The organism is Enterobacter sp. UPMP2052 (assembly GCF_053709675.1).
The window spans coordinates 206,727-233,624 of record NZ_JBSKJR010000003.1; the positions used below are offsets into that span (position 1 = coordinate 206,727).

Consider the following 26,898-nt stretch of genomic DNA (forward strand, 5'->3'; position numbering starts at 1 on the left):
CATAGACGGCATGGTGCGTCCCCATTATGATGCCGCGCCCCGTCAGGGAGAATTGACGCGGGATTCACCATTTCACCATATTAATGATGATTTTTTTTGAGGACTTATGGGCAACACTAAGTTGGCTAATCCGGCTCCGCTGGGCCTGATGGGTTTTGGCATGACCACTATCCTGCTGAACCTGCACAATATCGGGATGTTCCCGATGGACGGTATTATCCTGGCGATGGGCATCTTTTACGGCGGTATCGCACAAATCTTCGCGGGCCTGCTGGAATACAAAAAAGGCAACACCTTTGGTCTAACGGCCTTTACCTCTTACGGCTCCTTCTGGCTGACGCTGGTCGCCATTCTGCTGATGCCTAAAATGGGTCTGACAGACGCGGCAAACGCGCACTTCCTGGGCGTTTACCTGGGCCTGTGGGGCGTCTTCACGCTGTTCATGTTCTTCGGTACCCTGAAGGCTAACCGCGCGCTGCAGTTCGTCTTCCTGAGCCTGACCGTGCTGTTCGCCCTGCTGGCGATTGGCCACCTGGCGGATAACGAAGGCATCGTTCACATCGCGGGCTGGGTTGGCCTGGTGTGTGGCGCAAGCGCTATCTACCTGGCAATGGGCGAAGTGCTGAACGAGCAGTTTGGCCGCACCGTGCTGCCGATTGGTGAAAAACACTGATAGCTCTTCCGTCGTGCCTGCCCTGCAGGCACGACTCCCCCGCCCGCTTCGCTTAATTTTGCGCCAAAACTCCAACAGCTCGTCAATGAAACACCCGTTATTTCAATATTGAATTGATAAGCATTATCACTTTAAATATCGTCGCCGGAGCCTCCCGGATATTGGATATCATGCAGCGCTCTCCACAGGAACGGTGGGAGGCATCACGATGTTGTTGTGTTGCATAAGGTAATCCAATGAACTCCAGCCTTGCCGCCAGCGTAAAGCCTGACGAATCGACCATTGCCTCTCACTATCGACGGGTTGTGCTGCGCCGATACGCCCTTGCGGGCGCGCTTCTGCTTTTAATTGTCTGCTCCCTGCTTCTCGACTTTACGCTCGGGCCGTCCGGCATGTCGGTTTCGACCCTCTGGCACACCCTCGTCAACGCCTCCGCCGCCGACGCAGGTACGCGCGTCATTGTCTGGGATATTCGTCTGCCGTTCGCGCTGATGGCTGTGGCCGTGGGGATGGCGCTGGGGCTTGCCGGCGCGGAGATGCAGACCATCCTGAACAATCCGCTTGCCAGCCCCTTTACTCTCGGCGTGTCGTCTGCCGCCTCGTTCGGCGCCGCGCTGGCGATTGTGCTTGGCCTGGGCATTCCCGGCATCGACGACAAATGGTTTATTCCCGCCAACGCCTTTGTCTTTGCGCTGCTGGCCTGCTTTATTCTCGACGGCATCAGCCGCTGGACCCGTGTCGCCACCTCGGGCGTGGTGCTGTTCGGGATCGCGCTGGTGTTTACCTTCAACGCCCTGATCTCCATTCTGCAGTTCGTTGCCAGCGAAGATACGCTGCAGGGGCTGGTCTTCTGGACGATGGGCAGCCTGGCGAGAGCCTCCTGGGATAAGCTGGCGATCCTGGCCGTCGCGCTGGTGATTATCGTCCCGCTGTCGCTGAAAAACGCGTGGAAACTCACGGCGCTGCGCCTGGGGGAAGATCGTGCCGTGAGCTTCGGTATCAACGTGAAGAAACTGCGCATGACCACGCTGTTTCGCATCAGCATTATCTCGGCACTGACCGTCGCCTTTGTGGGGCCGGTCGGCTTTATCGGCCTGGTCGCGCCGCACATTTCGCGGATGATGTTTGGGGAGGACCACCGCTTTTACCTGCCCGGCAGTATGCTGATTGGCGCGCTGGTACTGTCGCTGGCCTCGGTCTTCTCGAAGAACATGGTGCCCGGCGTCATTATTCCCGTCGGCATTGTCACCTCTCTTGTTGGCGTTCCCTTCTTCCTGAGCATCATTATTCGTAACCGGGGGAACGTATGACCGACGGCCTGCTCGTTCGCGATCTGCACACCGGCTATCGCAAGAAAAAAATTATCACCGGGCTGAATACGCCCTGCCTGCCACGCGGGAAAATTACCGCTCTGCTCGGCCCCAATGGCTCGGGTAAGTCGACCCTGCTGCGCGCCCTCGCTGACCTCAATCCCGCCCAGGGGGCGTTACACCTCAACGGGGAAGACCTGATGGCGATGCCCTCCGCCCAACGTGCGCAGAAGGTGGTTTATCTGCCGCAGTCCCTGCCGCAGGGAGTGCACCTTCACGCCCTGGAATCGGTCATCGTGGCCCGCCGGGCCAGCGGCAGCGAGCAGAGTGAAAACGTTGAGCAAGAGGCCTACGCCATCCTTGATAAGCTCGGCGTCGCGCACCTGGCGATGAGCTTTCTTGACCAGCTTTCCGGCGGGCAGAAACAGCTGATTGGCCTGGCGCAGTCTCTTATCCGCCAGCCCGACCTGCTGCTGCTGGACGAACCTCTCAGCGCCCTCGATCTGAACTACCAGTTTCACGTCATGGATATCGTGGCGCGCGAAACGCGGCTACGCAATATCGTCACCGTGGTGGTGATCCATGACATCAACATTGCGCTGCGCCATGCCGATTACGCCATGATGCTTAAAGGCGGCGAGTTAATTGCCAGCGGGCCGCCGGGAGAGGTAGTGAACGCTGCAAATCTGGCAACGGTCTACGGCGTGCAGGGTCGGGTTGAATACTGTTCGCGCGGGCTGCCGCACGTGGTGGTTGACGGGTTAACGCCTTACTAAAACAGACGGGGAAAACATGACGCTCAGAAAACTTCTCGCCGCCGCAGGCGGTCTGGCACTGCTCCTTTCATCTTTCATCGCCCAGGCGCAGAGCTGGCCGGTCACGGTAAAAGATCTGGATAACCGCACGGTCACGATTGAACACAAGCCGCAGCGCATCATTTTGCAGGACGGGCGCGATATCTTCACGCTGGCGCTACTGGAGCGCGACAACCCGTTTGCCAGCGTGGTGGCGTGGAATAACCTGCCGAAGAAGCAGGACACTGAAACCTGGAACGTGCTGAAGCGAAAATGGCCGGAAGCAGAGAAGATCCTCGACATGAAGTTTTCCGACCAGGGGAACGTGGATCTGGAAACCGTGATCTCTCGCCAGCCGGACCTGATGATCGCCCAGCTTCGCGCCAAACCTTCGCTGGTGCAAACCGGCGTACTGGAGAAACTCAACGCGCTGCATATACCGGTCATTTTCGTTGACTACGAACTGCATCCGGTTGAAAACACCCTGCCGAGCATTGCCCTGCTGGGTAACGTCCTGGGCCAGACGGCGCGCGCGCAGGCCTATATCGATTTCTATCAACAGCGTCTGGACACCCTCCACCAGCGCCTGGCGGGCATCACTAAAAAACCCCTGGTGTTTATCGAGCCAATTGCCGGTGTCGGTGGCCTGGATAACGGCTGCTGCTTTACCCATGCGCGCAACGGCTGGGGCGGGCTGGTCGAGGCAGCGGGCGGGATCAACATTGGCTCACAGCTGCTGCCGGGCGCAACCGGGAATATCTCCGTCGAAAAAATTATCTCGATGAACCCGGATTACTACCTGATGACCGGATCTAAACGCCCGGGTAAAGGCACGGCGGTGATCCCGTTCGGCTATAACGTCCCGGCTGGCGACGTGACCGCGGCGTTCACTGCGCTGTTATCGCGTCAGGGCGTGTCGAGCATTCCGGCCGTCGCGGAAGGCCACACCGGCGCGCTCTATCACCACTTCTATAACAACCCGTACAACATCATTGCCATTGAGGCGCTGAGCAAAATCTTCTATCCAACGCAATTTAAGGATGTCGACCCGCTGGCGGATTACCACGCCATTATCACCCGCTTCACCCACATTCCGGATGACAACATTATCCTGAGCTATACCCCTTCGCACTAATCCATCAGCCGGGTGGCGGCTTCGCCAACACCCGGCCTGCCCTGCTATCCGGCCAGAACTGGTGCATTCACCGGTTTCTGACGCAGCCAGATGCCCAGCACCAGCCCCATCAGCGACAGCGCCAGTACATACCAGGCGGGAGCCATCGGCGACACGCCCATCAGCACGGTGACGGCAATCGGCGTCAGCCCGCCAAAGATGGCGTACGAAACGTTGTAGGAGAACGAGATGCCGGTGAAGCGAACTTCCGGCGGGAAGGCGCGCACCATCACATAAGGCACGGCCCCCACTACGCCCACGCACAGCCCCACAACGCCGTACAGCAGGAACAGTTGTTCAGGATGGCTTCCCGCAAGATGGTAGAACGCCCAACTGGATGCCGCGAGCAGCAGGCTCCCCACGATAAAGGTCAGGCTGGGGCCGAAACGATCGGCCGCGAGCCCGGCTGCCAGGCAGCCGAAGCACAGCATAATCGTCGCAATACTGTTGGCCTGAAGCGTCACCGCCGGAGCAAAACCGTACTGCTTTTGCAGCCAGACCGGCGACATTAAAATCACCACCACAATGCCCGCCGACAGCAGCCAGGTGAGCAGCATCGACACCACCACGGCCTGGCGGTGGCGTACCACCACCGCTTTGACCGGCAGCTCCTGCGCCAGCGCCTTACGCTGCTGCATCTCGAGGAAAATGGGCGTTTCCTGCAGCCAGCGGCGCAGGTACATCGCCACCAGCCCAAACGCACCGCCTAACAGGAAGGGGAGTCGCCATCCCCACTCATGGACGGCCTGCTGCGTCATGCTGGTGTTGACGATGGTCGCCACCACTGAACCAAGAAGTATGCCGATCGTCAGCCCTGCTGTTAAGGTGCCGCAGGCGATACCAATGCGGCGCGCCGGCACATGCTCGGCGACAAACACCCAGGCGCCAGGCACCTCGCCACCGATTGCAGCGCCCTGCAAAATACGCATCAGCAACAGCAGTAGCGGAGCAACAATGCCCATCGTGGCGTAGGTAGGCAGAAGACCGATCGCCAGAGTGGGCACGGCCATCAGCAAGATACTGAGGGTAAACATCTTTTTACGCCCGACCAGATCGCCGAAGTGCGCCATCACAATGCCGCCCAGCGGTCGCGCCAGATAGCCCGCGGCGAAAATCCCGAAGGTCTGCACCTGACGCAGCCATTCCGGGATATCCGCCGGGAAGAACAGTTCTCCCACCACGGCGGCGAAGAAGACAAAAATGATGAAGTCGTAAAACTCCAGCGCGCCACCCAGTGCTGCGAGGGTCAGCGTTTTATAGTCCTGTCGATTGAGAGATCGGGCGTTATGTGACATAGCGAACCATTCGTCGTGTAATGTGGATTAATTTTTACAGTAATCGTAAAGAAAAGATGACTATACCGTAAAACGGTTACCACGCTATCGCGACTTCAGCTAATGTCACATATTGATTAATTTCAGGAGATTGTTTCGCGACGCGCGCTTTTCGGGCGAAATGCTGCTACGACATTGTCGTGCGTTTCCACGTAAGGGCCGTCCAGCAACTGTATACAATACGGTACACTTGCGAAAATACCGTGGACAATGACCTTGCCATCCTCGCCTTTCAGCCCTTCCAGCGTCTCTTTAATCGATTTCGGCTGGCCCGGCAGATTAAGTATTAACGCCTGTTTGCGGATCACGCCAACCTGGCGCGACAAAATGGCGGTCGGGACAAAGTGCAGGCTGATCTGGCGCATCTGCTCGCCAAAGCCCGGCATTTCACGATCGGCCACGGCAAGGGTGGCATCCGGGGTTACATCGCGACGCGCCGGCCCGGTTCCGCCGGTGGTCAGAACAAGGTGGCAGCTCATCTCATCCACCAGTTCACACAGCGTCTGCTCAATAATCGGCTGCTCGTCCGGGATCAGGCGGGTCTGGATCTCAAACGGGGTGGTCAAGGCGCTGCTCAGCCACTCTTCAAGCGCGGGGATGCCTTTATCCTGATAAACACCGCTGGAGGCGCGGTCTGAAATCGACACTAAGCCGATGCGTAAGGTATTCATGTTCATTCCATTCAAAAAAGTACTGACTATGGGGAATGATACACGCAGAGGGGAAATTCAGACAGAGTACGAAAGAAGTAGCGTGACCGGGAGCCCGGCCACGCGAAATGATTACAGCAGGTCGCCGATCATTTTTTCCAGTTTTTCCTGGTCGATGGCAAACTTACGGATACCGTCCGCCAGTTTGTCTACCGCCATAGGATCCTGGTTGTGCTGCCACAGGAACTCGGATTCGGTGATACGCTCAGGACGCGCTTTCACTTCACCGGTGTAAGACAGTTTGCGCTCGATTGCGCCTTCGCTCTCTGCCAGCTCTTTCAGCAGCGCAGGGGCGATAGTCAGGCGGTCGCAGCCAGCCAGCTCAATGATTTCACCGACGTTACGGAAGCTTGCGCCCATCACAACGGTCTCATAGCCGTGCTGTTTGTAGTATTCGTAGATTTCCGTCACTGACACTACGCCCGGATCTTCAGACGCCGCGTACTCTTTTTTGTCAGTGTTAGCTTTGTACCAGTCCAGAATACGGCCAACGAACGGAGAAATCAGGTAAACACCCGCTTCTGCACATGCACGCGCCTGCGCGAAGGAGAACAGCAGGGTCAGGTTACAGTTGATACCCTCTTTTTCCAGCTGCTCTGCCGCGCGGATACCCTGCCAGGTAGAGGCCAGTTTGATCAGGATACGGTCGTTGCTGATGCCCGCGTCGTTGTACAGCTTGATCAGGCGCTTGGCTTTGGCGATGGACGCGTCGGTGTCGTAGGACAGACGTGCATCCACTTCGGTAGAGATACGGCCCGGCACCAGTTTCAGAATTTCCAGACCGATGTTCACTGCCAGTTTGTCAGTTGCATCCACAACCTGCTGCGCGCGGTCGTTGCTCTGGCCTTTCGCCCAGGTCACAGCGTCGTCAATCAGTTTGCGATACTCAGGGATCTGCGCGGCGTTAAGGATCAGAGAAGGGTTGGTTGTGGCATCCTGCGGCTGGTACAGCTTCATTGCCGCGATATCTCCGGTGTCAGCTACGACAGTGGTGAACTGACGAAGGGAGGTCAATTTATCCGTCATGATAGTGTTTCTCTTTTAACGTGCCCTGGATAATTCACGCTACCGACAGCGAGCCAGCAACGGAAAAATGACAGGTTTACTTGTTAGGGGGATGTAACCGGTCTGCCCTGATGATAACACGACGGAGGGGTAGCGCAACCGCAGACAGTGCGCTTAGGCAGAGTATGATAAACTCGCAATATTAACAGGCTGCTAAGTAACGGCATGCTCACTCACTGGTAGCGCTTACATATGCATTTTGGCATCAACAAGAGGGACGTTAGTGCCTGATTTCTTTTTCTTTATTAATGAAATTCTCTGGGGTTCGATAATGATATACCTGCTGCTGGGAGCAGGTGTATGGTTCACGCTGCGCAGCGGTTTTATCCAGTTTCGCTATATCCGCAAGTTTGGCAGAAGTCTGAAAAACAGCGTAAGCCCTCAGCCCGGCGGATTAACCTCGTTCCAGGCGCTGTGTACCAGCCTCGCCGCGCGTGTCGGCAGCGGCAATATGGCGGGCGTCGCGCTGGCCATCACCGCCGGCGGCCCCGGCGCGGTCTTCTGGATGTGGATGACGGCGGTTATCGGCATGGCGACCTCGTTTGCCGAATGTTCGCTCGCCCAGCTTTACAAAGAGAAGGACAAAAACGGTCAGTTCCGCGGCGGCCCCGCCTGGTATATGGCCCGCGGGCTGGGTATGCGCTGGATGGGCGTCCTGTTTTCCCTCATTTTGCTCCTCGCCTACGGCCTGATTTTCAATTCCGTACAGGCTAACTCCGTAGCCCACGCCCTGCGTTATGCCTTTGCCTGCCCGGAGTGGGTCACCGGCGTCATGCTGGCCGCCCTTACGCTGCTGACCATCACCGCGGGCCTGAAAGGCGTTGCCCGCCTGATGCAGTTCCTGGTGCCCGTTATGGCACTCCTGTGGGTGTCAGCCAGCCTGATTGTCACGGTGATGCACATTGATCAGCTGCCGGAGATCGTAGCGGGCATCTTTAAGAGCGCGTTTGGCTGGCGCGAAGCGGCCTCCGGGGCGCTGGGCTACACCATCAGTCAGGCGCTCACGGCAGGCTTTCAGCGAGGCATGTTCTCGAATGAAGCGGGCATGGGGTCGACGCCCAACGCGGCGGCGGCGGCGGCCTCATGGCCTCCTCATCCTGCGGCCCAGGGGATCGTCCAGATGATTGGCGTGTTCACGGACACCATCATTCTCTGCTCCGCCACCGCGATGATTGTGCTGCTGGCTGGCCCCGATTCCCATTCGTCAGAGATTGCCGGGATCCAGCTTATCCAACTGGCGCTGGCCAACATGGTCGGCAGCTGGGGCGCAGGGTTTGTCTCACTGATTGTGATGCTGTTCGCCTTCAGCTCGATTGTGGTGAACTATATCTACGCCGAAAATAACCTCATCTTCCTGAAGCTGGATTCACGTTCTACCCGCAACGGGCTTCGCGCGTGTGTTATCGCGATGGTAATGACGGGTTCCCTGCTCCACATGCCGCTGATCTGGCAGCTGGCGGACGTCATTATGGCGCTGATGGCCATCACCAACCTGACGGCGATCTTACTGCTCTCACCGGTGGTGACGCTGATCGCCCGGGACTACCTGCGCCAGCGTAAGCTTGGGGTGCCACCGGTGTTTGATGCTGCGCGCTATCCTGAAATCGAGGCGCAAATCGCGCCGGGCACCTGGGATGATTTGCCGCGGCAATAACAGCTATCGATCAATTCAGGGCGATTTTTTGGTAAAGTCGCCCTAAATTTCCTGCAAGGACTGGATATGCTGATTCTGATTTCACCTGCTAAAACGCTCGATTACCAGAGCCCACTCGCCACCGAGCGGTATACCCAGCCTGAACTGCTGGACTACTCGCAACAACTCATCCACGAGGCGCGCAAGCTTTCCGCTCCGCAAATCGGCAAGCTGATGAGCATTAGCGACAAACTTGCCGATCTGAACGCGACCCGCTTCCACGACTGGCACCCGGATTTTACGCCAGACAATGCCCGCCAGGCGCTGCTCGCTTTCAAAGGCGATGTGTATACTGGCCTGCAGGCAGAAACGTTCAGTGAAGCCGATTTCGATTTTGCCCAGCAGCATCTGCGCATGCTCTCCGGCCTGTATGGCGTACTGCGCCCGCTGGATCTGATGCAGCCGTATCGCCTGGAGATGGGCATCCGTTTCGAAAATGCCAAAGGCAAAGATCTTTACCACTTCTGGGGCGATATCATCACCGATACGCTTAATCAGGCGTTAAAAGCCCAGGGCGATAACGTGGTGATTAACCTCGCCTCCGACGAATATTACAAATCGGTGAAGCCGAAAAAGCTGGACGCAGAGGTCATCAAGCCGGTATTCCTGGATGAGAAGAACGGCACGTTTAAGGTGATCAGCTTCTACGCCAAAAAAGCGCGCGGGCTGATGAGCCGCTACATCATTCAAAACCGCCTGACCCGTCCGGAGCAGCTGACCGGGTTTAACAGCGAAGGCTATTTCTTTGACGAAGACGCGTCGGGGAAAGGTGAACTGGTGTTTAAGCGTCACGCGCAGTAAAAACAAAACCCCGCCTTCAGGCGGGGTTTTTGGTTAATGGTGCTTCCAGTCCGGGCCATGACCGCGATCGTCGTGGCGATCGTGGTGGTGGTTATCGTGCCCATGGTGCTCATCGTGCGGACGCCAGTGGTTATCGCGCCAGTCGTAGTGAGATTTCCACCAGTCATGGTCGCGCCAGCGGCCGCCATCCCAGTAGTGTCCGTTATTGTCCCGATCGCCAATCTGCAGTTTTACCGCAGGCACGAGGGTGATCTCAGCTGCCTGTACCGCCATGGGAGCGACCAGCATCAGTGAAAGCGCGATAAGTGCAGGTTTCAGTTTCGACATGGGTGACTCCTTATTATTCTTGCCCGTCGTGGGCCGATGTAAGGAGAATACGTGAGGGGGATGGAGGATGTTATTCTCTGCAATCCTAAACGCTAAGTGACCGCATTTATTGGGAATTTCTGCTTATTTACTGCGTTTTTTCTCCTTAATTTCTTCACAAAAAAGCCGGGTGGCGGCTGCGCCTTACCCGGCCTACAGATCGGTGCTGCTGTTGCCGGGTAGCGCTGCGCCACCCGGCAAAGCATCACCCGCGCGTCATCATTAACTTACGCAGCGCGGCAAAATCCGCTGGCAGTTCATGAGACAGCAGCGGCAGGTCGGCGCGGTCGGCCAGCTCTTTCGGCAGCGGCAGCGTTTCACCGAGGATCGCTTCAACGCTCTCCTTGAACTTCGCCGGATGCGCGGTGCCGAGGAACAGGCCATACTCTCCCGGCTGAAGCTGGTCGCGCAGAGCGCGGTAGGCAATCGCCGCGTGCGGTTCAGAGGTATATCCCACCGCTTTCAGCTCGCGCATCGTCGCTTTGGTGGTCTCGTCCGTCACGGCAGCGTAACCCAGGTCGCCAAGACGCCAGACCTTGCGGCGGAACAGCTCCTCAACGCGCGGCCAGTTGTTCGGCTGGCTCACGTCCATCGCATTTGAAAGCGTCGCCTGCGTGGCGTTCGGTGCCCATTTCCCGTCTTTCAGGAAGCGCGGTACGGTGTCGTTGGCGTTGGTCGCCGCGATAAAGCGTTTCACCGGCAGACCCAGCGATTTCGCCAGCAGGCCCGCCGTCAGGTCGCCAAAGTTGCCGCTCGGCACGGAAACGACCAGCTGATTGCGCGCCTTCTGCGGCAGCTGTGCCACTGCTTCGAAGTAGTAGCAAATCTGCGCCAGCAGACGGCTGATGTTGATGGAGTTAGCCGAGTTCAGCCCCAGCGCCACTTTCATCTCTTCGTCGTCGAAGGCCTGTTTAACCAGCGCCTGACAGGCATCGAAATCGCCGTCGATCGCCACAGTCTCAATGTTGCCGCCAAGGGTACAGAACAGTTTTTCCTGCAGCGGGCTGATTTTGCCTTTCGGGTAGAGGATCACCACGCGGACGTTTTTCAGGCCGTAGAACGCATGCGCGACCGCGGCACCGGTGTCGCCGGAGGTGGCGGTCAGAATGGTCACCGGCTTGTCGCCGCTGATGTGGGTCAGCATCTGCGCCATAAAACGGCCGCCGAAGTCTTTAAACGCCAGCGTCGGGCCGTGGAACAGCTCCAGACAGCCGACGTCCGGCTCAACCTGCTTAACCGGTGCCGGGAAGGCAAAGGCCGCACGCACGCGCGCTTCCAGCTGCTCTGGCGGGATCTCATCGCCGATGAACGCCGAGAGGATTTTGGTGCTGCGGGTGACAAAGTCCTGCTTCAACAGTTCGTCGATGTCGGTGAGCTGAAATTCCGGCAGGTCGTGCGGGAAGAACAGCCCCTGATTTTTGCCCAGCCCCTGAGTCACCGCCTGCGCGAAGCTGACCTGCTCGTTATGATCTTTAAGGTTGTAGAGTTTCATTATTTATCCCAGTACTCGTGCGCCAGCCGTGTCCAGACGGCAAATATGAACAAAGCCTTCCTGATTTTGCAGGTAGTGTTTCGCGAGCCAGTCCGCCACGCGCTGCGCGGTGTCAGGCTTATCGCACAGGGCGAACAGCGTCGGGCCGGAGCCGGAGATGCCGCACGCCTGCGCGCCAATATCCAGTGACGCCTCTCGCGCCTCGTTGAATCCGGGCAGCAGCTTAGTGCGATACGGCTCGGCAATGACATCTTTCATCAGTTTCGCCGCCAGCTGCGGCTGTCGGGTATAGCAGGCGTGAATAAAGCCTGCCAGATGACGCCCGTGGGCGATACAGTCCTGACGACGATACTGCGCGGGCAGGATCGCGCGCGCTTCGGCGGTGGAGACCTTAATGCCCGGATAGGCCAGCACCCACAGCCACTCGTCAAACCCTGGCACCTGCTGGCTGATGATGCCATTTTCTTCAATCATCAGCTGCATACCGCCGAGGAAGCACGGTGCCACGTTATCATAATGAATACTGCCGGAGATGCGCCCTTCCAGCTCGCCCATTAATCCCAGCAGGCGGTTGTTGTTCAGCGGCTTTCCGCAGTGTTCGTTCATCGCCACCAGTGCCGCAACCACGGAGCAGGCGCTGGAGCCGAGACCCGAGCCAATCGGCATGCTTTTTTCCAGGGTCATGGTGACCGGCACGTTTTTGCCGATCTCCAGACAGAACCTTTCCCAGCACTGATAAACAATATTCTCGCGCGGGTCCGACGGCAGCTTGCTGGCGAAGCGGCCCACGTTGTGCAGGCTGAAGTTCTCTGCCGCCTCAACCGTCACCGTATCGCCCAACAGCGAACCGTCCACCGGCGTCACCGCCGCGCCCAGCACATCAAACCCGACGCTCATATTGGCGCTGGAAGCCGGGGCATAAACTTTGACCATGTTAAACTCCTAACTTCCATGACAGGGTACGCAGCAGATCGGCAAACACACCCGCCGCCGTGACGTCGTTCCCTGCACCATAGCCGCGAAGCACAAGCGGCAATGGTTGATAATAGTGGCTGTAAAACGCCAGGGCGTTCTCGCCGTTTTTCACTTTATACAGCGGATCGTTGCCATCCACTTCGGCAATCTTCACGCGGCAAACGCCATCTTCTTCAATGTTGCCAACATAGCGCAATACCTTACCTTCATCACGGGCTTTCGCCACGCGCGCGGCAAAAGCGTCGTCGAGCTGCGGTAAATGGGTCATAAAGGTGCTGACATCCCCGCTGTCGTCAAACCCGGCGGGCAGCACCGGTTCAATAACGATATCCGACAGTTCCAGCTCGCGGCCGGTTTCACGGACCAGGATCAGCAGCTTGCGCGCCACGTCCATGCCGGAAAGGTCATCGCGCGGGTCCGGCTCGGTATAGCCCAGCTCGCGCGCGGCGCGGGTCGCCTCCGACAGGCTCATCCCCTCTTCCAGCTTGCCGAAGATGAAGGATAACGAGCCGGAGAGGATGCCGGAGAAACGCTGCAGTTCATCGCCCGCATTGAGCAGGTTTTGCAGGTTTTCAATGACCGGCAGGCCGGCACCGACGTTGGTGTCATACAGGAACTTGCGGCGCGACTTGCTCGCCGCCAGGCGCAGCTGATGGTAGTAATCCATCGACGAGGTGTTGGCCTTTTTATTTGGCGTCACTACGTGGAAGCCTTCGCGCAGGAAATCGGCGTACTGGTCGGCCACCGCCTGAGTGGAAGTACAGTCGACAATCACCGGGTTAAGCAGGTGATACTCTTTCACCAGGCGGATCAGGCGGCCCAGATTGAACGGCTCGTTGGCGCCGCTCAGTTCGGCCTGCCAGTTTTCCAGATTCAGCCCGTGGACGTTGGTCAGCAGCGCTTTCGAGTTCGCAATGCCGCACACGCGCAGATCGATATGCTTCTTCTTCAGCCACTCCTGCTGGCGCTTCACCTGCTCCAGCAGCGCCCCGCCGACGCCGCCGACGCCAATCAGGAACAGCTCAATGACCTGATCGGTGTTGAACAGCATCTGGTGGACCACGCGCACACCGGTGGTAGCGTCGTCGTTATCCACGACCACAGAAATTGAACGCTCGGACGACCCCTGAGCAATCGCCACAATGTTGATATTGGCGCGGGCCAGCGCGGCGAAGAATTTGGCGGAGATACCGCGCAGGGTGCGCATTCCGTCGCCGACCACGGAGATGATCGCCAGACGCTCCTGAATAGAAAGCGGCTCCAGCAGCTCCTCTTTCAGCTCCAGATAAAACTCCTCTTCCAGCGCACGGCGCGCGCGCAGGCAGTCTATCTGTGGTACGCAGAAGCTGATGCTGTACTCGGATGAGGACTGGGTGATCAGCACCACAGAGATCCCGTTGCGCGACATCGCGGCAAATACGCGCGCCGCCATGCCGACCATCCCCTTCATGCCGGGGCCGGAGACGCTGAACATCGCCATGTTGTTGAGGTTAGAAATGCCCTTCACCGGCAGGCCATCTTCATCGGTGCTGGCACCTATCAGCGTGCCCGGTGCCTGCGGGTTACCGGTGTTTTTGATCAGACAAGGGATCTGAAACTGGGCAATTGGGGAGATGGTACGCGGGTGCAGCACTTTGGCGCCGAAGTAGGAAAGCTCCATCGCTTCCTGATACGACATCGATTTCAGCAGTCTGGCGTCCGGCACCTGGCGCGGGTCGCAGGTGTAAACCCCGTCGACGTCGGTCCAGATTTCGCAGCAGTCTGCGCGTAAGCACGCCGCCAGCACGGCCGCAGAGTAGTCCGAGCCGTTACGGCCCAGCACCACCAGTTCGCCTTTCTCGTTGCCGGCGGTGAAGCCCGCCATCAGGATCATGTGGTCGGCAGGAATTTTGCTCGCGGCAATGCGGCGGGTCGATTCGGCAATATCGACGGTGGATTCGAGGTAGTGGCCCACAGCCAGCAGTTTTTCAACCGGGTCAATCACCGTCACGTTGTGGCCGCGTGCGCTCAGCAGGCCCGCCATGATGGCGATAGAAAGTTTTTCACCACGGCAGATCAGCGCCGCATTGATGCTGTCCGGGCACTGGCCGAGCAGGCTAATGCCGTGCAGCACGTGTTTGATTTGCGCGAACTCTTGCTCAACAACGGTTTTCAGCTTCGCGAGTGGGAAGCCGGGCTGAGCCTCAGCCAGCCCCTGCAGCAACTCGGCGAAAATACGCTCGGCATCGCTGATGTTCACAAGTGCATCCTGGCCACCGATGGTCTTCTCAATCATCGCCACCAGATGGTTAGTGATTTTTGCCGGGGCAGAGAGCACGGTAGCAACCTGCCCCTGCCTGGCGTTACTCTCCAGGATATCGGCAACACGCAGAAAACGTTCTGCATTTGCCACTGATGTACCGCCGAACTTCAACACTCGCATGGTTCTACCTCGTTTCCTTTAGCCGAAAAAAAAGCCCGCACTGTTCAGGTGCGGGCTTCTTTTTGTTTTTCCTGTACGCGTCAGCCCGCATCGTTACCTGTGGTAATGATGGTGGTTGTTGTAATGGTGGTAATGCTGATGCGTTTCATGGATGTTGTGTGCTCTGTCATTATTATCTGTCTGTGCTCTATTCTTTTAGGGTTAAAGGATTGGCCCTGCTAAGTCAACGAATTTTTAATTTGATCACAGATTCGCTCACTCTGACGACCCGCTGTTTGCGGATTTATTTTCATCCGATTCCCCCAAAAGCAACCCCAGATATCAGACAGTTCAGCCATACTAAAAACGTATGGCAGCATTTTACTCGGCCAGTTTTTTTTCAATATCGTGCAGCAAACGGTGCAACATTGCCGTGTCGCGCTGTTCAAGTCGTCCCAGACGCTGCTGCAGCCAGTCCGTCATTTTTTGGTCGTCCGCCACGCCCAGGTGTGAAATCAGACTTTCTACCCGAGCGCGTAACGCGGTTAGTTGATTTTCATCGGTCGCGGAAACGGGCGGCGGAGTAATTTGCATTAAGGATGCTAATTGATAGCAGTAAACCATTACCGCCTGGCCCAGATTCAGCGAGGGATAATCCGCCACCATTGGCACGCCGGTAAGCACATCCGCCAGCGCCAGCTCGTCATTCGTCAGCCCGGAATCTTCACGGCCAAACACCAGCGCGGCGTGGGTGAGCCACTGACTTTTTTCACGCAGTAGCGGCACGAGTTCTTGAGGCGTGGCGTAATAGTGGAACTTCGCCCGGCTGCGCGCCGTGGTGGCAACGGTGAATGAAATATCGTGCAGCGCATCGGCCAGCGTATCGTAAGTCGTTATATTATCGACAATATCTCCCGAACCGTGCGCCACCCAGCGGGTTGCTGGCTCCAGATGCGCAACGCTTCCGACAATGCGTAAATCGGTAAACCCCATGGTCTTCATGGCACGCGCCGCAGCGCCGATATTTTCTGCTCTTGCTGGCTGAACCAGCACAATCGACAGATGCATTTTTGCTCTCTTTTTAATCAGTTAGCGGGTAAAAAGGTGATGCGCTTCGACATATTACGCAGCACGAATTTACAAAATTGCAACACAAATCACCGAAATAGCATTTCTTAACGAATTAAAGACGCTAAACTATTTTGTGACTGAACAATCAGTTAGAATGTTAACAGACGCTTATTATCCTTATGTTTTATAATGATAATAGTCGTATGAATACCCTCTGGTGATTGGATTCGTAACGTTTATCAATCAATGTCCGCAACTGGTTGGTTTATTGAAAAATTGTGACAAAGGCTAGCATTCGGCTACGATGATTTCATCAAACTGTTAACGTGCTACAATTGAACTTGATATATGTCAACGAAGCGTAGTTTTATTGGGTGTCCGGTGTCACTTAGCCTGTTATGTTGCTGTTAAAATGGTTAGGATGACAGCCGTTTTTGACACTGTCGGGTCCAAAGGGAAAGTACCCACGACCAAGCTAATGATGTTGTTGACGTTGATGGAAAGTGCATCAAGAACGCAATTACGTACTTTAGTCACGTTAGGCCGATCATGTTAATTTGCGACATGCATCAGGCAGGTCAGGGACTTTTGTACTTCCTGTTTCGATTTAGTTGGCAATTTAGGTAGCAAACATGCAGACCCCGCACATTCTTATCGTTGAAGACGAGTTGGTTACACGCAACACGTTAAAGAGCATTTTCGAAGCAGAAGGCTACGATGTCTTTGAAGCGACCGATGGCGCAGAGATGCATCAGATCCTTTCTGAAAATGATATCAACCTGGTCATTATGGACATCAACCTGCCAGGCAAAAACGGCCTTCTTCTGGCGCGCGAGCTGCGTGAACAGGCGAACGTGGCGTTAATGTTCCTGACGGGCCGCGACAACGAAGTCGATAAAATCCTTGGCCTGGAAATCGGTGCGGATGACTACATCACCAAACCGTTTAATCCTCGCGAGTTAACCATTCGTGCACGCAACCTGCTGTCCCGCACCATGAATCTGGGTACGGTCAGTGAAGAGCGTCGTAGCGTAGACAGCTATAAATTCAACGGCTGGGAACTTGATATCAATAGCCGTTCGCTGGTTAGCCCGAACGGTGAGCAGTATAAACTGCCGCGCAGCGAATTTCGCGCGATGCTGCACTTCTGCGAAAATCCGGGCAAGATCCAGTCTCGTGCAGAACTGCTGAAGAAAATGACCGGTCGCGAGCTTAAACCTCACGACCGTACCGTTGACGTGACCATCCGTCGTATTCGTAAGCATTTCGAATCCACGCCAGACACGCCTGAAATCATCGCCACTATTCATGGCGAAGGTTATCGTTTCTGTGGTGATCTGCAGGAGTAATCCCGCAGATAATGCATTAAAAAACGGCGCATTTGCGCCGTTTTTTTTATATATGCCGTATTATGCCCCTGGTAAGCAGCAGTGATAGCGCTGAATTACATACCAAATAAATGGCTGCAATGAGTGTATCCCTTACCTCTTTTTGTGTCTCCAATTGCGGATAATTCTGGTCGATTCTCCACTCACCAATTTGGCTTAAAAAACCTTCTATTGTCGATTTCAGAACAACAACGCAATCAGCCATGGTGAAAAAGATAAAGAACAGTTGAAAGATGCAAATGTAAAGTGCTCCGGTAACAAATTCTGCCAGTGAAAGCGTACAGGTGATTTTTAACATGAATGCGTAACATGCCACCAAAATAGCGGATGTGATGACTGTATTAATGCAAAGCGCCATCAGCAATTGAGGATAGCTGCGTTCATATCCGCTCCAGGCAAAACTGCCGAAGTCCAGATTGCTCAATGCCATGATACCAAGCAGCACAAAACCCAAGGGGGCGATAGCAATACGAATCAAACAGGGGAAGTATTGTTTCAACTCAGGCACGCCTCATCCCAATTACGTTCAGTTCGCCATAAGCTTTTAAGGTGTTGTGAGGAAGTGTGTGGACTGACGTTCTGAGAAGGGCCTGACGGAGTTGATCAAAATCAGCATGATTACGAAAAGTGACACAACCATCAGACACACCGGTACCGTCGGGACGCAAGGGATGGAGGCGAAAACTCCCCCGACATATTCCATCGACGAATGTACTATCATCAATAAGTCCATCTTGCCGATAAAGTGCGAACCATTCCCAATAACGATTCCCCGTTTTGATCCATTTCTCCACCATTCTTTCCATTGAACCTATCCCCCCCATCGGCCTGTCAACAATCCAGTATTTGCCCAGCGGGATAGGGCCATTACGATGCGCAGTAAATTCAGGGATGTTCATAAACGGACCCAGCCCCGAAAAAACCGGGAAAGAACCGACGCCAGCACAACGAAGCATTAAATTATGTGCGGGATAATGCTCGTTGTAATTCAACTCACAGTAGATCATTTGCCGATTTCCTAAGCACAAACACGCGAATTCCATTCGTCAGTAAACTGAATATTACCATCGAGATATTTCCACGTAATGCGTCCGTAACCCAAACCAAGTGATTCTGTCGGCACCGAAAGTTGTCCTATAGGTTGCTTGAAGTTGTGCATGGTAGGATTGATATGGATGAGGCGGATGTCTTCGAGCAAAATATGAAAAAACTCTTCTTCCATGCCCGAGGGTGAAATGCGATACCAACGGATGAGTGCTTTTTGCAATTTCTCGCATTGAGCTACTGCGCGGTAGAGGTAGGGAGAGGCTTTATCGAACTCTTTCTCAATACTCATCACGTTATGTACACGTGTAGATGTCAACCTACCAGTGTTTCCATCAAAGGGAACATTAACACCATGAACAAAACTCTGTATCTCAATACTACCTTCCCTTCCAGTAACCTCACTCCCTCCAGAGATGAGTGAGCCGTTGGCATCGTATAACCATAAGTGTGCGGGTACAGCCATAATCTGATTTCCTTTTCAAAATTGATCGCACCGATGTTATCCCCCTAAGTCCATAGTTTGGTTAAGGTTATAGTGCCATAAGTACGATCAATCATATTCAGGTAAATCAGTGCCACGGCATAATCGGCACGGCGCTGATCGCGTTTTTCGGTGATCCTTCCACCACTTTGTCGGAATAGGCAAGATAGGCCAGGGCGTTACGTTTGGCGTCGTAAAAACGCACCACCTGCAGCTTTTTGAACACCAGCGAGGTTCGTTTCTGGAATACCACGTCACCCTGTGCTTTGCCGTTTTTGATTTTGTCGCTCAGTTCAACCGGCCCCACCTGCTGACAGGAGATCGCCGCGTCGGAGGTATCTTCTGCCAGCCCCAGCCCGCCTTTGATACCGCCGGTTTTCGCCCGGCTGATATAGCAGGTCACGTTTTTCACATCGGGATCGTCGAAAGCTTCCACCACGATTTTGTGGTCGGGGCCGAACATTTTAAATACGGTATCGACGGAACCTACCTGTTCCGCCTGTGCCGCACGGCCAGCCATCAATAATAACGCGGTGAAGAGCAATGTCTTGTATTTCATATTGTTACCATTCTTTAAAATTACATTGAGCGATTATTCAACACTTTAGCCAAAAATGTAGCAAGATCACAGGATTAGAATATATCTGCCCATAATGCCTCGCAAAAAGCATTAATGCGCAAAAAAAACACTGAATGCTAAAACATCAAAAAATGCTATTATCCGCTAACCTGTTATCAGGCACCTGCTGTTTTAAGGATGAGGATAGTATATGGATCAGGCTGGAATTATTCGCGACCTGCTTACCTGGCTGGAAGGTCATCTGGACCAGCCTTTGTCACTGGATAATGTGGCGGCAAAAGCAGGCTATTCCAAGTGGCATCTGCAAAGGATGTTTAAGGATGTCACCGGTCATGCTATCGGGGCTTATATCCGCGCACGCCGACTTTCGAAGTCTGCTGTGGCGCTGCGTCTGACCGCGCGCCCTATTCTGGATATTGCGCTGCAGTATCGGTTTGATTCACAGCAAACCTTCACCCGCGCCTTCAAAAAACAGTTCTCGCTGACGCCTGCGCTCTATCGCCGTTCGCCTGACTGGAGCTCGTTCGGGATGCGTCCGCCGCTGCGTCTGGGCGAGTTCGCCATGCCGAAATACCAGTTCATTACGCTGCCTGAAACCCATTTGATCGGGACGACGCAAAGCTACTCCTGTTCGCTGGAGCAGATCTCCGAATTCCGTCATCAAATGCGCGTGCAGTTCTGGCGTGATTTCCTGAGCCATGCGCCCGCGATCCCGCCTATCCTGTATGGCCTGAACCAGACGCACCCAAGCCAGGAAAAAGACGACGAGCAGGAGGTGTTTTACACCACCGCGCTGACGCCGGAGTTGGCTAATGGCTACATTCAGGGTTCGAAGCCGGTCGTCGTGGAGGGTGGCGAATACGTCATGTTCTCGTATGAAGGGCTGGGCACCGGCGTTCAGGAGTTTATCCTGACCGTGTACGGCACCTGCATGCCAATGCTGAACCTGAACCGCCGTAAAGGTCAGGACATTGAGCGCTACTATCCGGCCAGCGATGCTAAGCCGGAAGAAGGCCCAATCAATCTGCGCATGGAATTCTTAATTCCGATCCGCCGTTAACGCTGCAGTTCGTCCAGCGCAGGGGCATCAAGATGCGAAATGTCCCCTGCCATCTCCACGACCCACCCGGAAGCCAGCCACTGGCTCTCCTGATAATCAATGCGGGAAATTGAGCAGTTACGCAGGCGCAAACGGCGCTCGGCGTAGGCCGGTAATCCCAGAATGGTGCTCACCAGGCAACCCAGCGCGATACCGTGGCTCACCAGCAGCGGACGGCTTCCCGCCGGCAGCTTCAGGCACTCTGCCAGCGCCGCATGCATGCGCACGCTCAGCTCCTGCATGGATTCGCCTTCCGGAATACGGCCATCTTCGGTACCGTTCACCAGCGCACGCCGCCAGCCCTCTTCCTGCTCTGTCAGCGTATCGATATGGCGTTGCTCCAGCACCCCCATATCCAGCTCGCGAATGCGTGGCTCGAGGGTAACATCGCAGCCGCAGGCATCCGCGATAATTCGCGCCGTCTGCTGTGTACGACCTAAATCACTGGAGATAACGTGAGTGATGCCCAGCGTTCTGGCGCGTTCCGCTACCTGCCATGCTTGCTGCACGCCCTTTTCAGTGAGGGGACTGTCTGACTGGCCTTGAATACGTCGCTCGGCGTTCCACTGCGTCTCACCGTGGCGAACAAGGTATACCTGTAACATGCTTTTTTTCCGTTATACTGCGATGAGTTTTTTTGAATCGAGCTTAATTATGCACCATGTTGTCTCTGCTACCACCAATCCTGCCAAAATTCAGGCAATTCTAAAGGCATTTGAAGAGATTTTCGGCGAAGGATCCTGCCACATTGACGCCGTCGGCGTCGAGAGCGGCGTCCCTGAACAGCCGTTCGGCAGCGAGGAAACGCGGGCTGGCGCACGAAATCGCGTCGCCAATGCCAAAGCCGCCGCGCCCAATGCAGACTTTTGGGTCGCCATTGAAGCGGGTATCGACGAAGGCGCAACCTTTAGCTGGGTGGTCATCGAAAGCCGTGCGCAGCGCGGTGAAGCGCGCTCGGCCACCCTGCCGCTGCCGGACGTCATTCTGAATAAGGTTCGCGAAGGTGAAGCGCTCGGGCCGGTGATGTCGCAGTACACCGGCATCGATGAGATTGGTCGTAAAGAAGGGGCGATTGGCGTCTTTACCGCAGGCAAGTTGACGCGCTCAAGCGTTTATCACCAGGCGGTGATTCTGGCGTTAAGCCCGTTCCACAACGCGATTTATCGTTAGGGATTTTTCAATAACACCGCTTCCAGCCACTGACGCAGTTCAACCGGCGCAGACTTCAGGCTGTTCGACCCGCGAGTGATGGTCGCAATGCCCGCGCCCAGCTCGTTTTTCAGCTCGCGCTGGCTCATTTCACCGCGCAGCAACTCTTCGATAATCCGCACGCGCGTGCCCAGCGCCTCGCGCTCGTCGGGCGTCAGCATCAACTGCATCAGCGGCAGGTGCAGGTCTTTTTCATAAGACTGGCGGAGCAACTCCACAAAACGAAGCCACTCCTGATTGCGTTGTTCGGCCATCGCCGAGGAATACGGGGAATGCTGGGTCATGTTATGCCGCCTCTTGTACTCATTAGCGAGTACAGCATAACACAACCCACGCCGATCAGTAACGTCTCTGCCACTCAGCATCGCTCATCAGGGTATCTTTCTGCCCCATGAAGTAGCGGTAGTACGCGTCATAGGCCAGCACGTTCTTCACATATCCACGCGTTTCCGAGAACGGAATACTTTCGACAAACGCCACGGCATCTATCCGACCGGCGCTGTTCCCGAGCCAGGTGCGCACCCGCCCCGGACCGGCGTTATAGGCCGCCGAAGAGAAGATACGGTTATTGCCAAACTGCTGATAAACGTACTGCAGGTAGCTGGTACCGATATTGATATTGGTCTCCGGGTCCAGCAGCTGTGACGGGCTGCTGTAGCCTGGAATGTTGAACATCTTCACCGTGTGCGTGGCGGTACCCGGCATGATCTGCATCAGGCCGCTGGCCCCGACCGGTGAGCGGACTTTCGGGTTCCAGGCGCTCTCCTGACGCGCGATCGCCATTGCATAGCTCTGCGGAATGTCTTTCCCGCTGGTATAGCGCTCAAACAGATCGTTGTAGGCCAGCGGGAATCGCTCTTCAAGATGATCCCACAGCTTACCGGCGATCGTCGCCTGCACGCTCAGATCCCACCAGTGGTTATTAAAGGCGTAGCGGGCAAGCTGCGCTTTTTCGTCGGTGGTGCGGCTGGTGACCAGGTTAGCCCACTCGCTGCGCGCGGTGTTGTCGAGGTTCCAGTACATCAGCTCGCGCACGCGGGCCATCTCCGGCCCCTGCGTCAGCGTCGGGTTGGCGTTGGCCGGGGCTTTGTCGATCTTCAGGGTGTACTCTTCACCCAGACGCTGCGCCGCCACCATCGGGTAGAACCCACGCTGCTGCATCAGGGCGTGGAGGATCGTTTTCGCTTCGTCTTCACGGCCGCGCTCCAGCAGCAGGTCTGCCTGCCAGTAGCGCCATTCATCTTTCTCTTTGGCATCCATCGGCAGGCGAGCCAGCCAGGTATTCAGCCCACGGCGATCGCCCGTGCCCAGCGCCATGCGCACGCGGCGCTCAACCAGAGAGGTGGAGTTTGACCGCATAATCGCGTCGTCACGCCAGCGGGCCTGCTCGTCGGTCACATCCGTGCCCATCAGTCGCCACGCCACGGTGTCGCGCAGCTCCTGCGTTTGCTCGTCGTTAAGCTGCTGCGCCTGCACCAGTTGCGGGATCATCAGCCGCGCGTTTTCCACATCGTCACGCGCCACGCTGGTAAAGGCTACCGCCGCCATCTGACGGGTAAAATCGGTGGCCCCCGTGGTGCGTGCAAAGGTCAGCACCGAATTGGGATCGTTCGCAAGCGCGATGACGGCTGTCGAAATGGTCTGATAGTCCGGCGGCATCTGCCCCGCCAGGGCGGTGACCAGACGCGTGTTCCCGGCCTTCATCGCCAGGCGGATACGCTCAAGATAGGCCAGCGGATCCTGCTTGCCGGAGGCGCGCCAGGCGCCAAACAGCGAATCACAGGCGTTTGGCTGGCTTTTGCCGGTCAACCACAGATCCTTCGCCCCTGCCCAGGCCTCTTCCTGCTGGCCGGTAGCCCATTTCGCGTAGTAATAATTACACTGCGCCTCGGTCGTGCCCGGCTTTTCAGGGCTAAAGGCCAGCAACCCGCGCCAGTCTTCACGACGGGCCAGCTCGTTCACAAACCGGGATTTAAGGTTGCGCGCGGGCGGCAGGGTCGGATTCGCCTGGATAAAATTGTTGACGGTGACGGTCGGTTGATTCATGAGATCGTCAGTAATCTGGCGATACTCGAGATACGGGTACAGCGGATACTCTTTTAGCGTCGGCATCAGCGCCTGCACGGTATCCATCTGTTTATTGTCCCACGCCTGCTTGATTTGCGCGTAGCGGCTGCGCTGTTCATCCAGTGAATCGGCTCGCACCGCCTGGCTCGCAGCCATTACGCATACGCTGGCAGCCAGCAGTCGCCAGACCACCTGTTTGGCTTTTTCCACAAGCTCTTCCTCATTGTTTTTACTTCCGTTGCGGCGTCATGCCATCTCAACGTCTTATCAACTTATGCTAACCAGGCATCCGGCAGCGCGCCACGTTATGGACACTTTTTTACCTTTCTTGCGCGTTTTAACACTCCCGACGTTCCTGGCTGGGATTAGGTCGTGAAAAAGGCTACACTTCGGGGCTGAAACCTATTCACATCACGATAAAAGAGGCGAAGTCCAACGTGGCTCAATTCGTTTATACCATGCATCGTGTCGGCAAAGTGGTTCCGCCGAAACGTCATATTCTTAAAAATATCTCGCTGAGCTTCTTCCCGGGCGCAAAAATCGGTGTTCTGGGTCTCAACGGTGCCGGTAAGTCCACCCTGCTGCGCATCATGGCCGGCATCGATACAGACATCGAAGGTGAAGCCCGTCCGCAGCCTGGCATCAAAATCGGCTATCTGCCGCAGGAACCTCAGCTCACCCCGGAACACACCGTCCGTGAATCCGTTGAAGAAGCGGTTTCCGAAGTGGTTAATGCGCTGAAAGGCCTGGATGAAGTGTATGCCAAATATGCCGAGCCGGATGCGGACTTCGACAAGCTGGCTGCTCAGCAGGGCAAGTACGAAGAGATCATTCAGGCGCACGACGGTCACAACCTGAACGTGCAGCTGGAGCGTGCGGCCGATGCCCTGCGTCTGCCAGACTGGGATGCAAAAGTGGAGAAGCTCTCCGGTGGTGAACGCCGCCGCGTGGCGCTGTGCCGCCTGCTGCTGGAAAAACCAGACATGCTGCTGCTCGACGAACCGACTAACCACCTGGATGCCGAATCCGTAGCGTGGCTGGAACGCTTCCTGCACGACTTCGAAGGCACCGTTGTGGCGATTACCCACGACCGTTACTTTCTCGACAACGTTGCGGGCTGGATCCTTGAGCTGGACCGTGGTGAAGGTATTCCGTGGGAAGGTAACTACTCCTCCTGGCTGGAGCAGAAAGATCAGCGTCTGGCGCAGGAAGCGTCTCAGGAAGCGGCGCGCCGTAAGTCTATCGAGAAAGAGCTGGAGTGGGTTCGTCAGGGCGCGAAAGGCCGTCAGTCTAAGGGTAAAGCCCGTCTGGCACGCTTTGAAGAGCTGAACAATACCGAATACCAGAAACGTAACGAAACCAACGAACTGTTTATTCCGCCTGGAGCACGTCTGGGGGATAAAGTGGTTGAAGTCAGCAACCTGCGTAAATCCTACGGCGACCGCGTGTTGATTGACGACCTGAGCTTCTCCGTACCGAAAGGCGCGATCGTCGGCATCATCGGTCCGAACGGCGCGGGTAAATCCACCCTGTTCCGCATGATGTCCGGTCAGGAACAGCCTGACAGCGGCTCCATCACCCTGGGTGAAACCGTGAAGCTGGCCTCCGTTGACCAGTTCCGTGACGCCATGGACAACAGCAAAACCGTGTGGGAAGAAGTCTCCGGCGGCCTGGATATCATGCGTATCGGCAACACCGAGATGCCAAGCCGCGCCTACGTTGGCCGCTTTAACTTCAAAGGCACCGACCAGGGCAAACGCGTGGGCGAGCTGTCCGGCGGTGAGCGCGGTCGTCTGCATCTGGCGAAGCTGCTGCAGGTGGGCGGTAACGTGCTGCTGCTCGATGAACCAACCAACGACCTGGATATTGAAACCCTGCGCGCGCTGGAAAACGCCCTGCTGGAGTTCCCGGGCTGTGCAATGGTTATCTCGCACGACCGCTGGTTCCTGGACCGTATCGCGACCCACATTCTGGATTACCAGGACGAGGGTAAAGTGGAGTTCTTCGAAGGTAACTTCACCGAGTACGAAGAGTACAAGAAACGCACGCTGGGCGCAGACGCGCTGGAGCCGAAGCGTATCAAGTACAAGCGTATAGCGAAATAAGTGCCGACAGCCGGGTGGCGGCTTCGCCTTACCCGGCCTACAAACGGCACGATACTCTAAGCCGGGTAAGCGTCAGCGCCACCCGGCTTTTTTAATTCCCCACGTAAAACCGCTTCACCTCATCAAACTGCATTGCAAAGTCGATATAGCTCATCAGCGCAGGCGAGTTCAATTTGCGGCTCGGATAGGCCAGCCACAGGTCGTTCCCCTCGACGTTCCACTCCGGCAGCACCTTTACCAGCGCCCCTGTCTCAATCTTATCTTCCAGCAGGAATGCGGGGAGCATGGTGATCCCGGCCCCGGCGACCGCGCACTCGCGGGCGTAGACCAGGTTATCCGTCATATGGGCGTTATCCGGCAGATAGCGGTAATCCTCACTCGCGCGTTGCAGCACCCATTCTGACCAGGCCCGGTGGGTAATGCAGCGATGGCCCACCAGCTGGCTGGGATGCGTGAGCGGTTCCCGGCGCGCCAGATAGCCAGGAGATGCCAGCATATAGCGCGGACAGTGTCCAATCATGCGGCCTATCAGCGTGGAGTCCTGCGGTTTGCCGGTGCGTAGCGCCACGTCATAGCCGGACTCGACCAGGTCGAGCACGTCATCGGAAATCGACACATCAAGCGACACGTCGGGATAGCGAAGCTGAAACTCGGCATTCATGTGCGCCAGCAGCGTCGCGCCGATCCCGGCGGGACAGGTGATCCGCAGCCGCCCGCTGGGGTTATCCCGCAGGCGCTGAATGGCGTATTCCGCCCGTTCGCTCGCGGCCAGCATCTCGCGGCAGTGCACCAGATAATGCTCGCCCGCGAAGGTCAGGCTCAGCCTGCGCGTAGTACGGTTCAGCAGGCGGATCCCCACCTGCTGTTCAAGCTGGCTGATACGCTGGCTGACGCTGGATTTCGGCAGGTCGGCTTTGCGCGCCGCCGCGGTGAAGCTGCCCATCTCGGCCACCAGCGCAAACAGGGCCATATCCTGCAGCTGTTTAAACATGATTGTTCAACCTGTTCGAACGCTTCGTTCTTGATTGTCCATCTTATCACGCAGACGCGGGCTTAATAGGCT

The 26,898-nt window shown here is 56.2% G+C and carries 28 protein-coding genes and 1 other annotated feature; of the genes, 10 read left to right on the top strand and 18 right to left on the bottom strand.

The genetic code is table 11. The features are described from left to right. The first annotated feature begins 106 nt into the window (after positions 1-106). From satP to ACWKX3_RS12925, 4 genes are all read left to right on the top strand, one after another. Complete coding sequence (gene satP / locus ACWKX3_RS12910) at positions 107-673, top strand: acetate uptake transporter (RefSeq protein WP_006173976.1); 567 nt, start codon at positions 107-109, stop codon at positions 671-673. Between the two features lie 236 nt (positions 674-909). Then, the gene (locus tag ACWKX3_RS12915) at positions 910-1,983 is read left to right on the top strand and encodes a FecCD family ABC transporter permease (protein WP_006173977.1); all 1,074 of its coding nucleotides are present in this window, start codon (positions 910-912) and stop codon (positions 1,981-1,983) included. Next, positions 1,980-2,759, top strand: coding sequence for an ABC transporter ATP-binding protein (locus ACWKX3_RS12920; RefSeq protein ID WP_006173979.1), 780 nt, complete (start codon positions 1,980-1,982; stop codon positions 2,757-2,759). The genes ACWKX3_RS12915 and ACWKX3_RS12920 overlap by 4 nt, the downstream gene beginning before the upstream one ends. Before the next feature lie 16 nt (positions 2,760-2,775). Next, complete coding sequence (locus ACWKX3_RS12925; RefSeq protein WP_454541913.1) at positions 2,776-3,912, top strand: ABC transporter substrate-binding protein; 1,137 nt, start codon at positions 2,776-2,778, stop codon at positions 3,910-3,912. Between the two features lie 44 nt (positions 3,913-3,956). Here the strand turns inward: ACWKX3_RS12925 and ACWKX3_RS12930 are convergent, their stop codons facing one another. From ACWKX3_RS12930 to tal, 3 genes are all read right to left on the bottom strand, one after another. Next, positions 3,957-5,246, bottom strand: coding sequence for an MFS transporter (locus tag ACWKX3_RS12930; protein WP_058609646.1), 1,290 nt, complete (start codon positions 5,244-5,246; stop codon positions 3,957-3,959). Positions 5,247-5,368: 122 nt separating this feature from the next. After that, entirely contained in the window at positions 5,369-5,956 is a 588-nt protein-coding gene (gene mog / locus ACWKX3_RS12935) for a molybdopterin adenylyltransferase (protein ID WP_088208834.1), read from the bottom strand. A gap of 111 nt (positions 5,957-6,067) precedes the next feature. Beyond that, positions 6,068-7,021: a transaldolase gene (tal, locus tag ACWKX3_RS12940; RefSeq protein WP_006173984.1), complete on the bottom strand. Its 954-nt coding sequence runs from the start codon at positions 7,019-7,021 to the stop codon at positions 6,068-6,070. 262 nt (positions 7,022-7,283) lie between these two features. On the opposite strand from tal, the gene ACWKX3_RS12945 reads away from it, so the two are divergent. Both ACWKX3_RS12945 and yaaA read left to right on the top strand, forming a co-directional pair. Continuing rightward, positions 7,284-8,714: an alanine/glycine:cation symporter family protein gene (locus ACWKX3_RS12945; RefSeq protein WP_454541914.1), complete on the top strand. Its 1,431-nt coding sequence runs from the start codon at positions 7,284-7,286 to the stop codon at positions 8,712-8,714. A gap of 66 nt (positions 8,715-8,780) precedes the next feature. Continuing rightward, positions 8,781-9,554 (top strand): peroxide stress protein YaaA, encoded by a 774-nt coding sequence (yaaA, locus tag ACWKX3_RS12950; protein ID WP_006173987.1) that lies wholly within the window; start codon positions 8,781-8,783, stop codon positions 9,552-9,554. A gap of 33 nt (positions 9,555-9,587) precedes the next feature. On the opposite strand, the gene ACWKX3_RS12955 is transcribed toward yaaA, so the two are convergent. The 7 genes from ACWKX3_RS12955 to yjjY all read right to left on the bottom strand — a co-directional run bounded on the left by ACWKX3_RS12955 (position 9,588) and on the right by yjjY (position 16,396). Then, a complete protein-coding gene (locus tag ACWKX3_RS12955) occupies positions 9,588-9,881 on the bottom strand; it encodes a DUF2502 domain-containing protein (protein ID WP_058609644.1) in 294 nt (97 codons plus the stop codon). Positions 9,882-10,125: 244 nt separating this feature from the next. Next, the gene (gene thrC, locus ACWKX3_RS12960) at positions 10,126-11,412 is read right to left on the bottom strand and encodes a threonine synthase (RefSeq protein ID WP_454541915.1); all 1,287 of its coding nucleotides are present in this window, start codon (positions 11,410-11,412) and stop codon (positions 10,126-10,128) included. Positions 11,413-11,415: 3 nt separating this feature from the next. Next, a complete protein-coding gene (gene thrB, locus ACWKX3_RS12965) occupies positions 11,416-12,345 on the bottom strand; it encodes a homoserine kinase (protein ID WP_202561645.1) in 930 nt (309 codons plus the stop codon). Position 12,346: 1 nt separating this feature from the next. Beyond that, positions 12,347-14,809 carry a bifunctional aspartate kinase/homoserine dehydrogenase I gene (gene thrA / locus ACWKX3_RS12970; RefSeq protein ID WP_006173999.1) on the bottom strand — a complete coding sequence of 821 codons (2,463 nt, stop codon included), beginning with the start codon at positions 14,807-14,809 and terminating at the stop codon, positions 12,347-12,349. 24 nt (positions 14,810-14,833) lie between these two features. Next, positions 14,834-14,951, bottom strand: a sequence feature (Thr leader region). After that, positions 14,890-14,958: a thr operon leader peptide gene (thrL, locus tag ACWKX3_RS12975; RefSeq protein WP_072039575.1), complete on the bottom strand. Its 69-nt coding sequence runs from the start codon at positions 14,956-14,958 to the stop codon at positions 14,890-14,892. (Overlaps the previous feature by 62 nt.) Before the next feature lie 211 nt (positions 14,959-15,169). Beyond that, positions 15,170-15,856: a tRNA/rRNA methyltransferase gene (locus ACWKX3_RS12980; protein WP_153688972.1), complete on the bottom strand. Its 687-nt coding sequence runs from the start codon at positions 15,854-15,856 to the stop codon at positions 15,170-15,172. Between the two features lie 399 nt (positions 15,857-16,255). Further along, entirely contained in the window at positions 16,256-16,396 is a 141-nt protein-coding gene (gene yjjY, locus ACWKX3_RS12985; RefSeq protein ID WP_001541509.1) for a YjjY family protein, read from the bottom strand. Between the two features lie 95 nt (positions 16,397-16,491). On the opposite strand from yjjY, the gene arcA reads away from it, so the two are divergent. After that, a complete protein-coding gene (arcA, locus tag ACWKX3_RS12990) occupies positions 16,492-17,208 on the top strand; it encodes a two-component system response regulator ArcA (protein WP_006174002.1) in 717 nt (238 codons plus the stop codon). A 46-nt stretch (positions 17,209-17,254) separates the two neighbouring features. Here the strand turns inward: arcA and ACWKX3_RS12995 are convergent, their stop codons facing one another. The 4 genes from ACWKX3_RS12995 to creA all read right to left on the bottom strand — a co-directional run bounded on the left by ACWKX3_RS12995 (position 17,255) and on the right by creA (position 19,334). Further along, positions 17,255-17,755 (bottom strand): hypothetical protein, encoded by a 501-nt coding sequence (locus ACWKX3_RS12995; RefSeq protein ID WP_202561643.1) that lies wholly within the window; start codon positions 17,753-17,755, stop codon positions 17,255-17,257. After that, positions 17,748-18,254 carry a DUF2778 domain-containing protein gene (locus ACWKX3_RS13000; protein WP_337278988.1) on the bottom strand — a complete coding sequence of 169 codons (507 nt, stop codon included), beginning with the start codon at positions 18,252-18,254 and terminating at the stop codon, positions 17,748-17,750. Before ACWKX3_RS13000 ends, ACWKX3_RS12995 begins: the two co-directional genes overlap by 8 nt. 11 nt (positions 18,255-18,265) lie before the next feature. Then, entirely contained in the window at positions 18,266-18,757 is a 492-nt protein-coding gene (locus ACWKX3_RS13005; RefSeq protein ID WP_202561641.1) for an Hcp family type VI secretion system effector, read from the bottom strand. A gap of 106 nt (positions 18,758-18,863) precedes the next feature. Continuing rightward, positions 18,864-19,334, bottom strand: coding sequence for a protein CreA (creA, locus tag ACWKX3_RS13010; RefSeq protein ID WP_006174009.1), 471 nt, complete (start codon positions 19,332-19,334; stop codon positions 18,864-18,866). Between the two features lie 211 nt (positions 19,335-19,545). Between creA and robA the strand changes: the two genes are divergently transcribed. Continuing rightward, positions 19,546-20,415 carry an MDR efflux pump AcrAB transcriptional activator RobA gene (gene robA, locus ACWKX3_RS13015; RefSeq protein ID WP_006174011.1) on the top strand — a complete coding sequence of 290 codons (870 nt, stop codon included), beginning with the start codon at positions 19,546-19,548 and terminating at the stop codon, positions 20,413-20,415. Here robA and gpmB read toward each other — a convergent pair. Continuing rightward, complete coding sequence (gene gpmB, locus ACWKX3_RS13020) at positions 20,412-21,059, bottom strand: 2,3-diphosphoglycerate-dependent phosphoglycerate mutase GpmB (RefSeq protein ID WP_006174012.1); 648 nt, start codon at positions 21,057-21,059, stop codon at positions 20,412-20,414. The two genes, robA and gpmB, sit on opposite strands and share 4 nt — an antisense overlap. A 49-nt stretch (positions 21,060-21,108) precedes the next feature. Here gpmB and yjjX point away from each other — a divergent pair, with 49 nt between their 5' ends. Then, the gene (yjjX, locus tag ACWKX3_RS13025) at positions 21,109-21,624 is read left to right on the top strand and encodes an inosine/xanthosine triphosphatase (RefSeq protein WP_282484216.1); all 516 of its coding nucleotides are present in this window, start codon (positions 21,109-21,111) and stop codon (positions 21,622-21,624) included. On the opposite strand, the gene trpR is transcribed toward yjjX, so the two are convergent. Further along, positions 21,621-21,947: a trp operon repressor gene (gene trpR / locus ACWKX3_RS13030; protein ID WP_042319296.1), complete on the bottom strand. Its 327-nt coding sequence runs from the start codon at positions 21,945-21,947 to the stop codon at positions 21,621-21,623. The genes yjjX and trpR overlap by 4 nt on opposite strands. A 55-nt stretch (positions 21,948-22,002) precedes the next feature. After that, on the bottom strand, positions 22,003-23,940 hold the full coding sequence (sltY, locus tag ACWKX3_RS13035; RefSeq protein WP_042319297.1) for a murein transglycosylase: 1,938 nt from the start codon (positions 23,938-23,940) through the stop codon (positions 22,003-22,005). A 227-nt stretch (positions 23,941-24,167) separates the two neighbouring features. On the opposite strand from sltY, the gene ettA reads away from it, so the two are divergent. Next, a complete protein-coding gene (gene ettA / locus ACWKX3_RS13040) occupies positions 24,168-25,835 on the top strand; it encodes an energy-dependent translational throttle protein EttA (protein WP_454541916.1) in 1,668 nt (555 codons plus the stop codon). A 91-nt stretch (positions 25,836-25,926) separates the two neighbouring features. On the opposite strand, the gene ACWKX3_RS13045 is transcribed toward ettA, so the two are convergent. Next, positions 25,927-26,826 carry a LysR family transcriptional regulator gene (locus tag ACWKX3_RS13045; RefSeq protein ID WP_058609638.1) on the bottom strand — a complete coding sequence of 300 codons (900 nt, stop codon included), beginning with the start codon at positions 26,824-26,826 and terminating at the stop codon, positions 25,927-25,929. Positions 26,827-26,898: the final 72 nt, after the last annotated feature.

Excerpts from the sequence above, each read along its gene's own strand:
- satP (WP_006173976.1), top strand. The coding sequence starts at position 107 with ATGGGCAACACTAAGTTGGCTAATCCGGCTCCGCTGGGCCTGATGGGT.
- ACWKX3_RS12915 (WP_006173977.1), top strand. The coding sequence starts at position 910 with ATGAACTCCAGCCTTGCCGCCAGCGTAAAGCCTGACGAATCGACCATT.
- ACWKX3_RS12920 (WP_006173979.1), top strand. The coding sequence starts at position 1,980 with ATGACCGACGGCCTGCTCGTTCGCGATCTGCACACCGGCTATCGCAAG.
- ACWKX3_RS12925 (WP_454541913.1), top strand. The coding sequence starts at position 2,776 with ATGACGCTCAGAAAACTTCTCGCCGCCGCAGGCGGTCTGGCACTGCTC.
- ACWKX3_RS12930 (WP_058609646.1), bottom strand. The coding sequence starts at position 5,246 with ATGTCACATAACGCCCGATCTCTCAATCGACAGGACTATAAAACGCTG.
- mog (WP_088208834.1), bottom strand. The coding sequence starts at position 5,956 with ATGAATACCTTACGCATCGGCTTAGTGTCGATTTCAGACCGCGCCTCC.
- tal (WP_006173984.1), bottom strand. The coding sequence starts at position 7,021 with ATGACGGATAAATTGACCTCCCTTCGTCAGTTCACCACTGTCGTAGCT.
- yaaA (WP_006173987.1), top strand. The coding sequence starts at position 8,781 with ATGCTGATTCTGATTTCACCTGCTAAAACGCTCGATTACCAGAGCCCA.
- ACWKX3_RS12955 (WP_058609644.1), bottom strand. The coding sequence starts at position 9,881 with ATGTCGAAACTGAAACCTGCACTTATCGCGCTTTCACTGATGCTGGTC.
- thrC (WP_454541915.1), bottom strand. The coding sequence starts at position 11,412 with ATGAAACTCTACAACCTTAAAGATCATAACGAGCAGGTCAGCTTCGCG.
- thrB (WP_202561645.1), bottom strand. The coding sequence starts at position 12,345 with ATGGTCAAAGTTTATGCCCCGGCTTCCAGCGCCAATATGAGCGTCGGG.
- thrA (WP_006173999.1), bottom strand. The coding sequence starts at position 14,809 with ATGCGAGTGTTGAAGTTCGGCGGTACATCAGTGGCAAATGCAGAACGT.
- ACWKX3_RS12980 (WP_153688972.1), bottom strand. The coding sequence starts at position 15,856 with ATGCATCTGTCGATTGTGCTGGTTCAGCCAGCAAGAGCAGAAAATATC.
- arcA (WP_006174002.1), top strand. The coding sequence starts at position 16,492 with ATGCAGACCCCGCACATTCTTATCGTTGAAGACGAGTTGGTTACACGC.
- ACWKX3_RS13000 (WP_337278988.1), bottom strand. The coding sequence starts at position 18,254 with ATGATCTACTGTGAGTTGAATTACAACGAGCATTATCCCGCACATAAT.
- ACWKX3_RS13005 (WP_202561641.1), bottom strand. The coding sequence starts at position 18,757 with ATGGCTGTACCCGCACACTTATGGTTATACGATGCCAACGGCTCACTC.
- creA (WP_006174009.1), bottom strand. The coding sequence starts at position 19,334 with ATGAAATACAAGACATTGCTCTTCACCGCGTTATTATTGATGGCTGGC.
- robA (WP_006174011.1), top strand. The coding sequence starts at position 19,546 with ATGGATCAGGCTGGAATTATTCGCGACCTGCTTACCTGGCTGGAAGGT.
- gpmB (WP_006174012.1), bottom strand. The coding sequence starts at position 21,059 with ATGTTACAGGTATACCTTGTTCGCCACGGTGAGACGCAGTGGAACGCC.
- yjjX (WP_282484216.1), top strand. The coding sequence starts at position 21,109 with ATGCACCATGTTGTCTCTGCTACCACCAATCCTGCCAAAATTCAGGCA.
- trpR (WP_042319296.1), bottom strand. The coding sequence starts at position 21,947 with ATGACCCAGCATTCCCCGTATTCCTCGGCGATGGCCGAACAACGCAAT.
- ACWKX3_RS13045 (WP_058609638.1), bottom strand. The coding sequence starts at position 26,826 with ATGTTTAAACAGCTGCAGGATATGGCCCTGTTTGCGCTGGTGGCCGAG.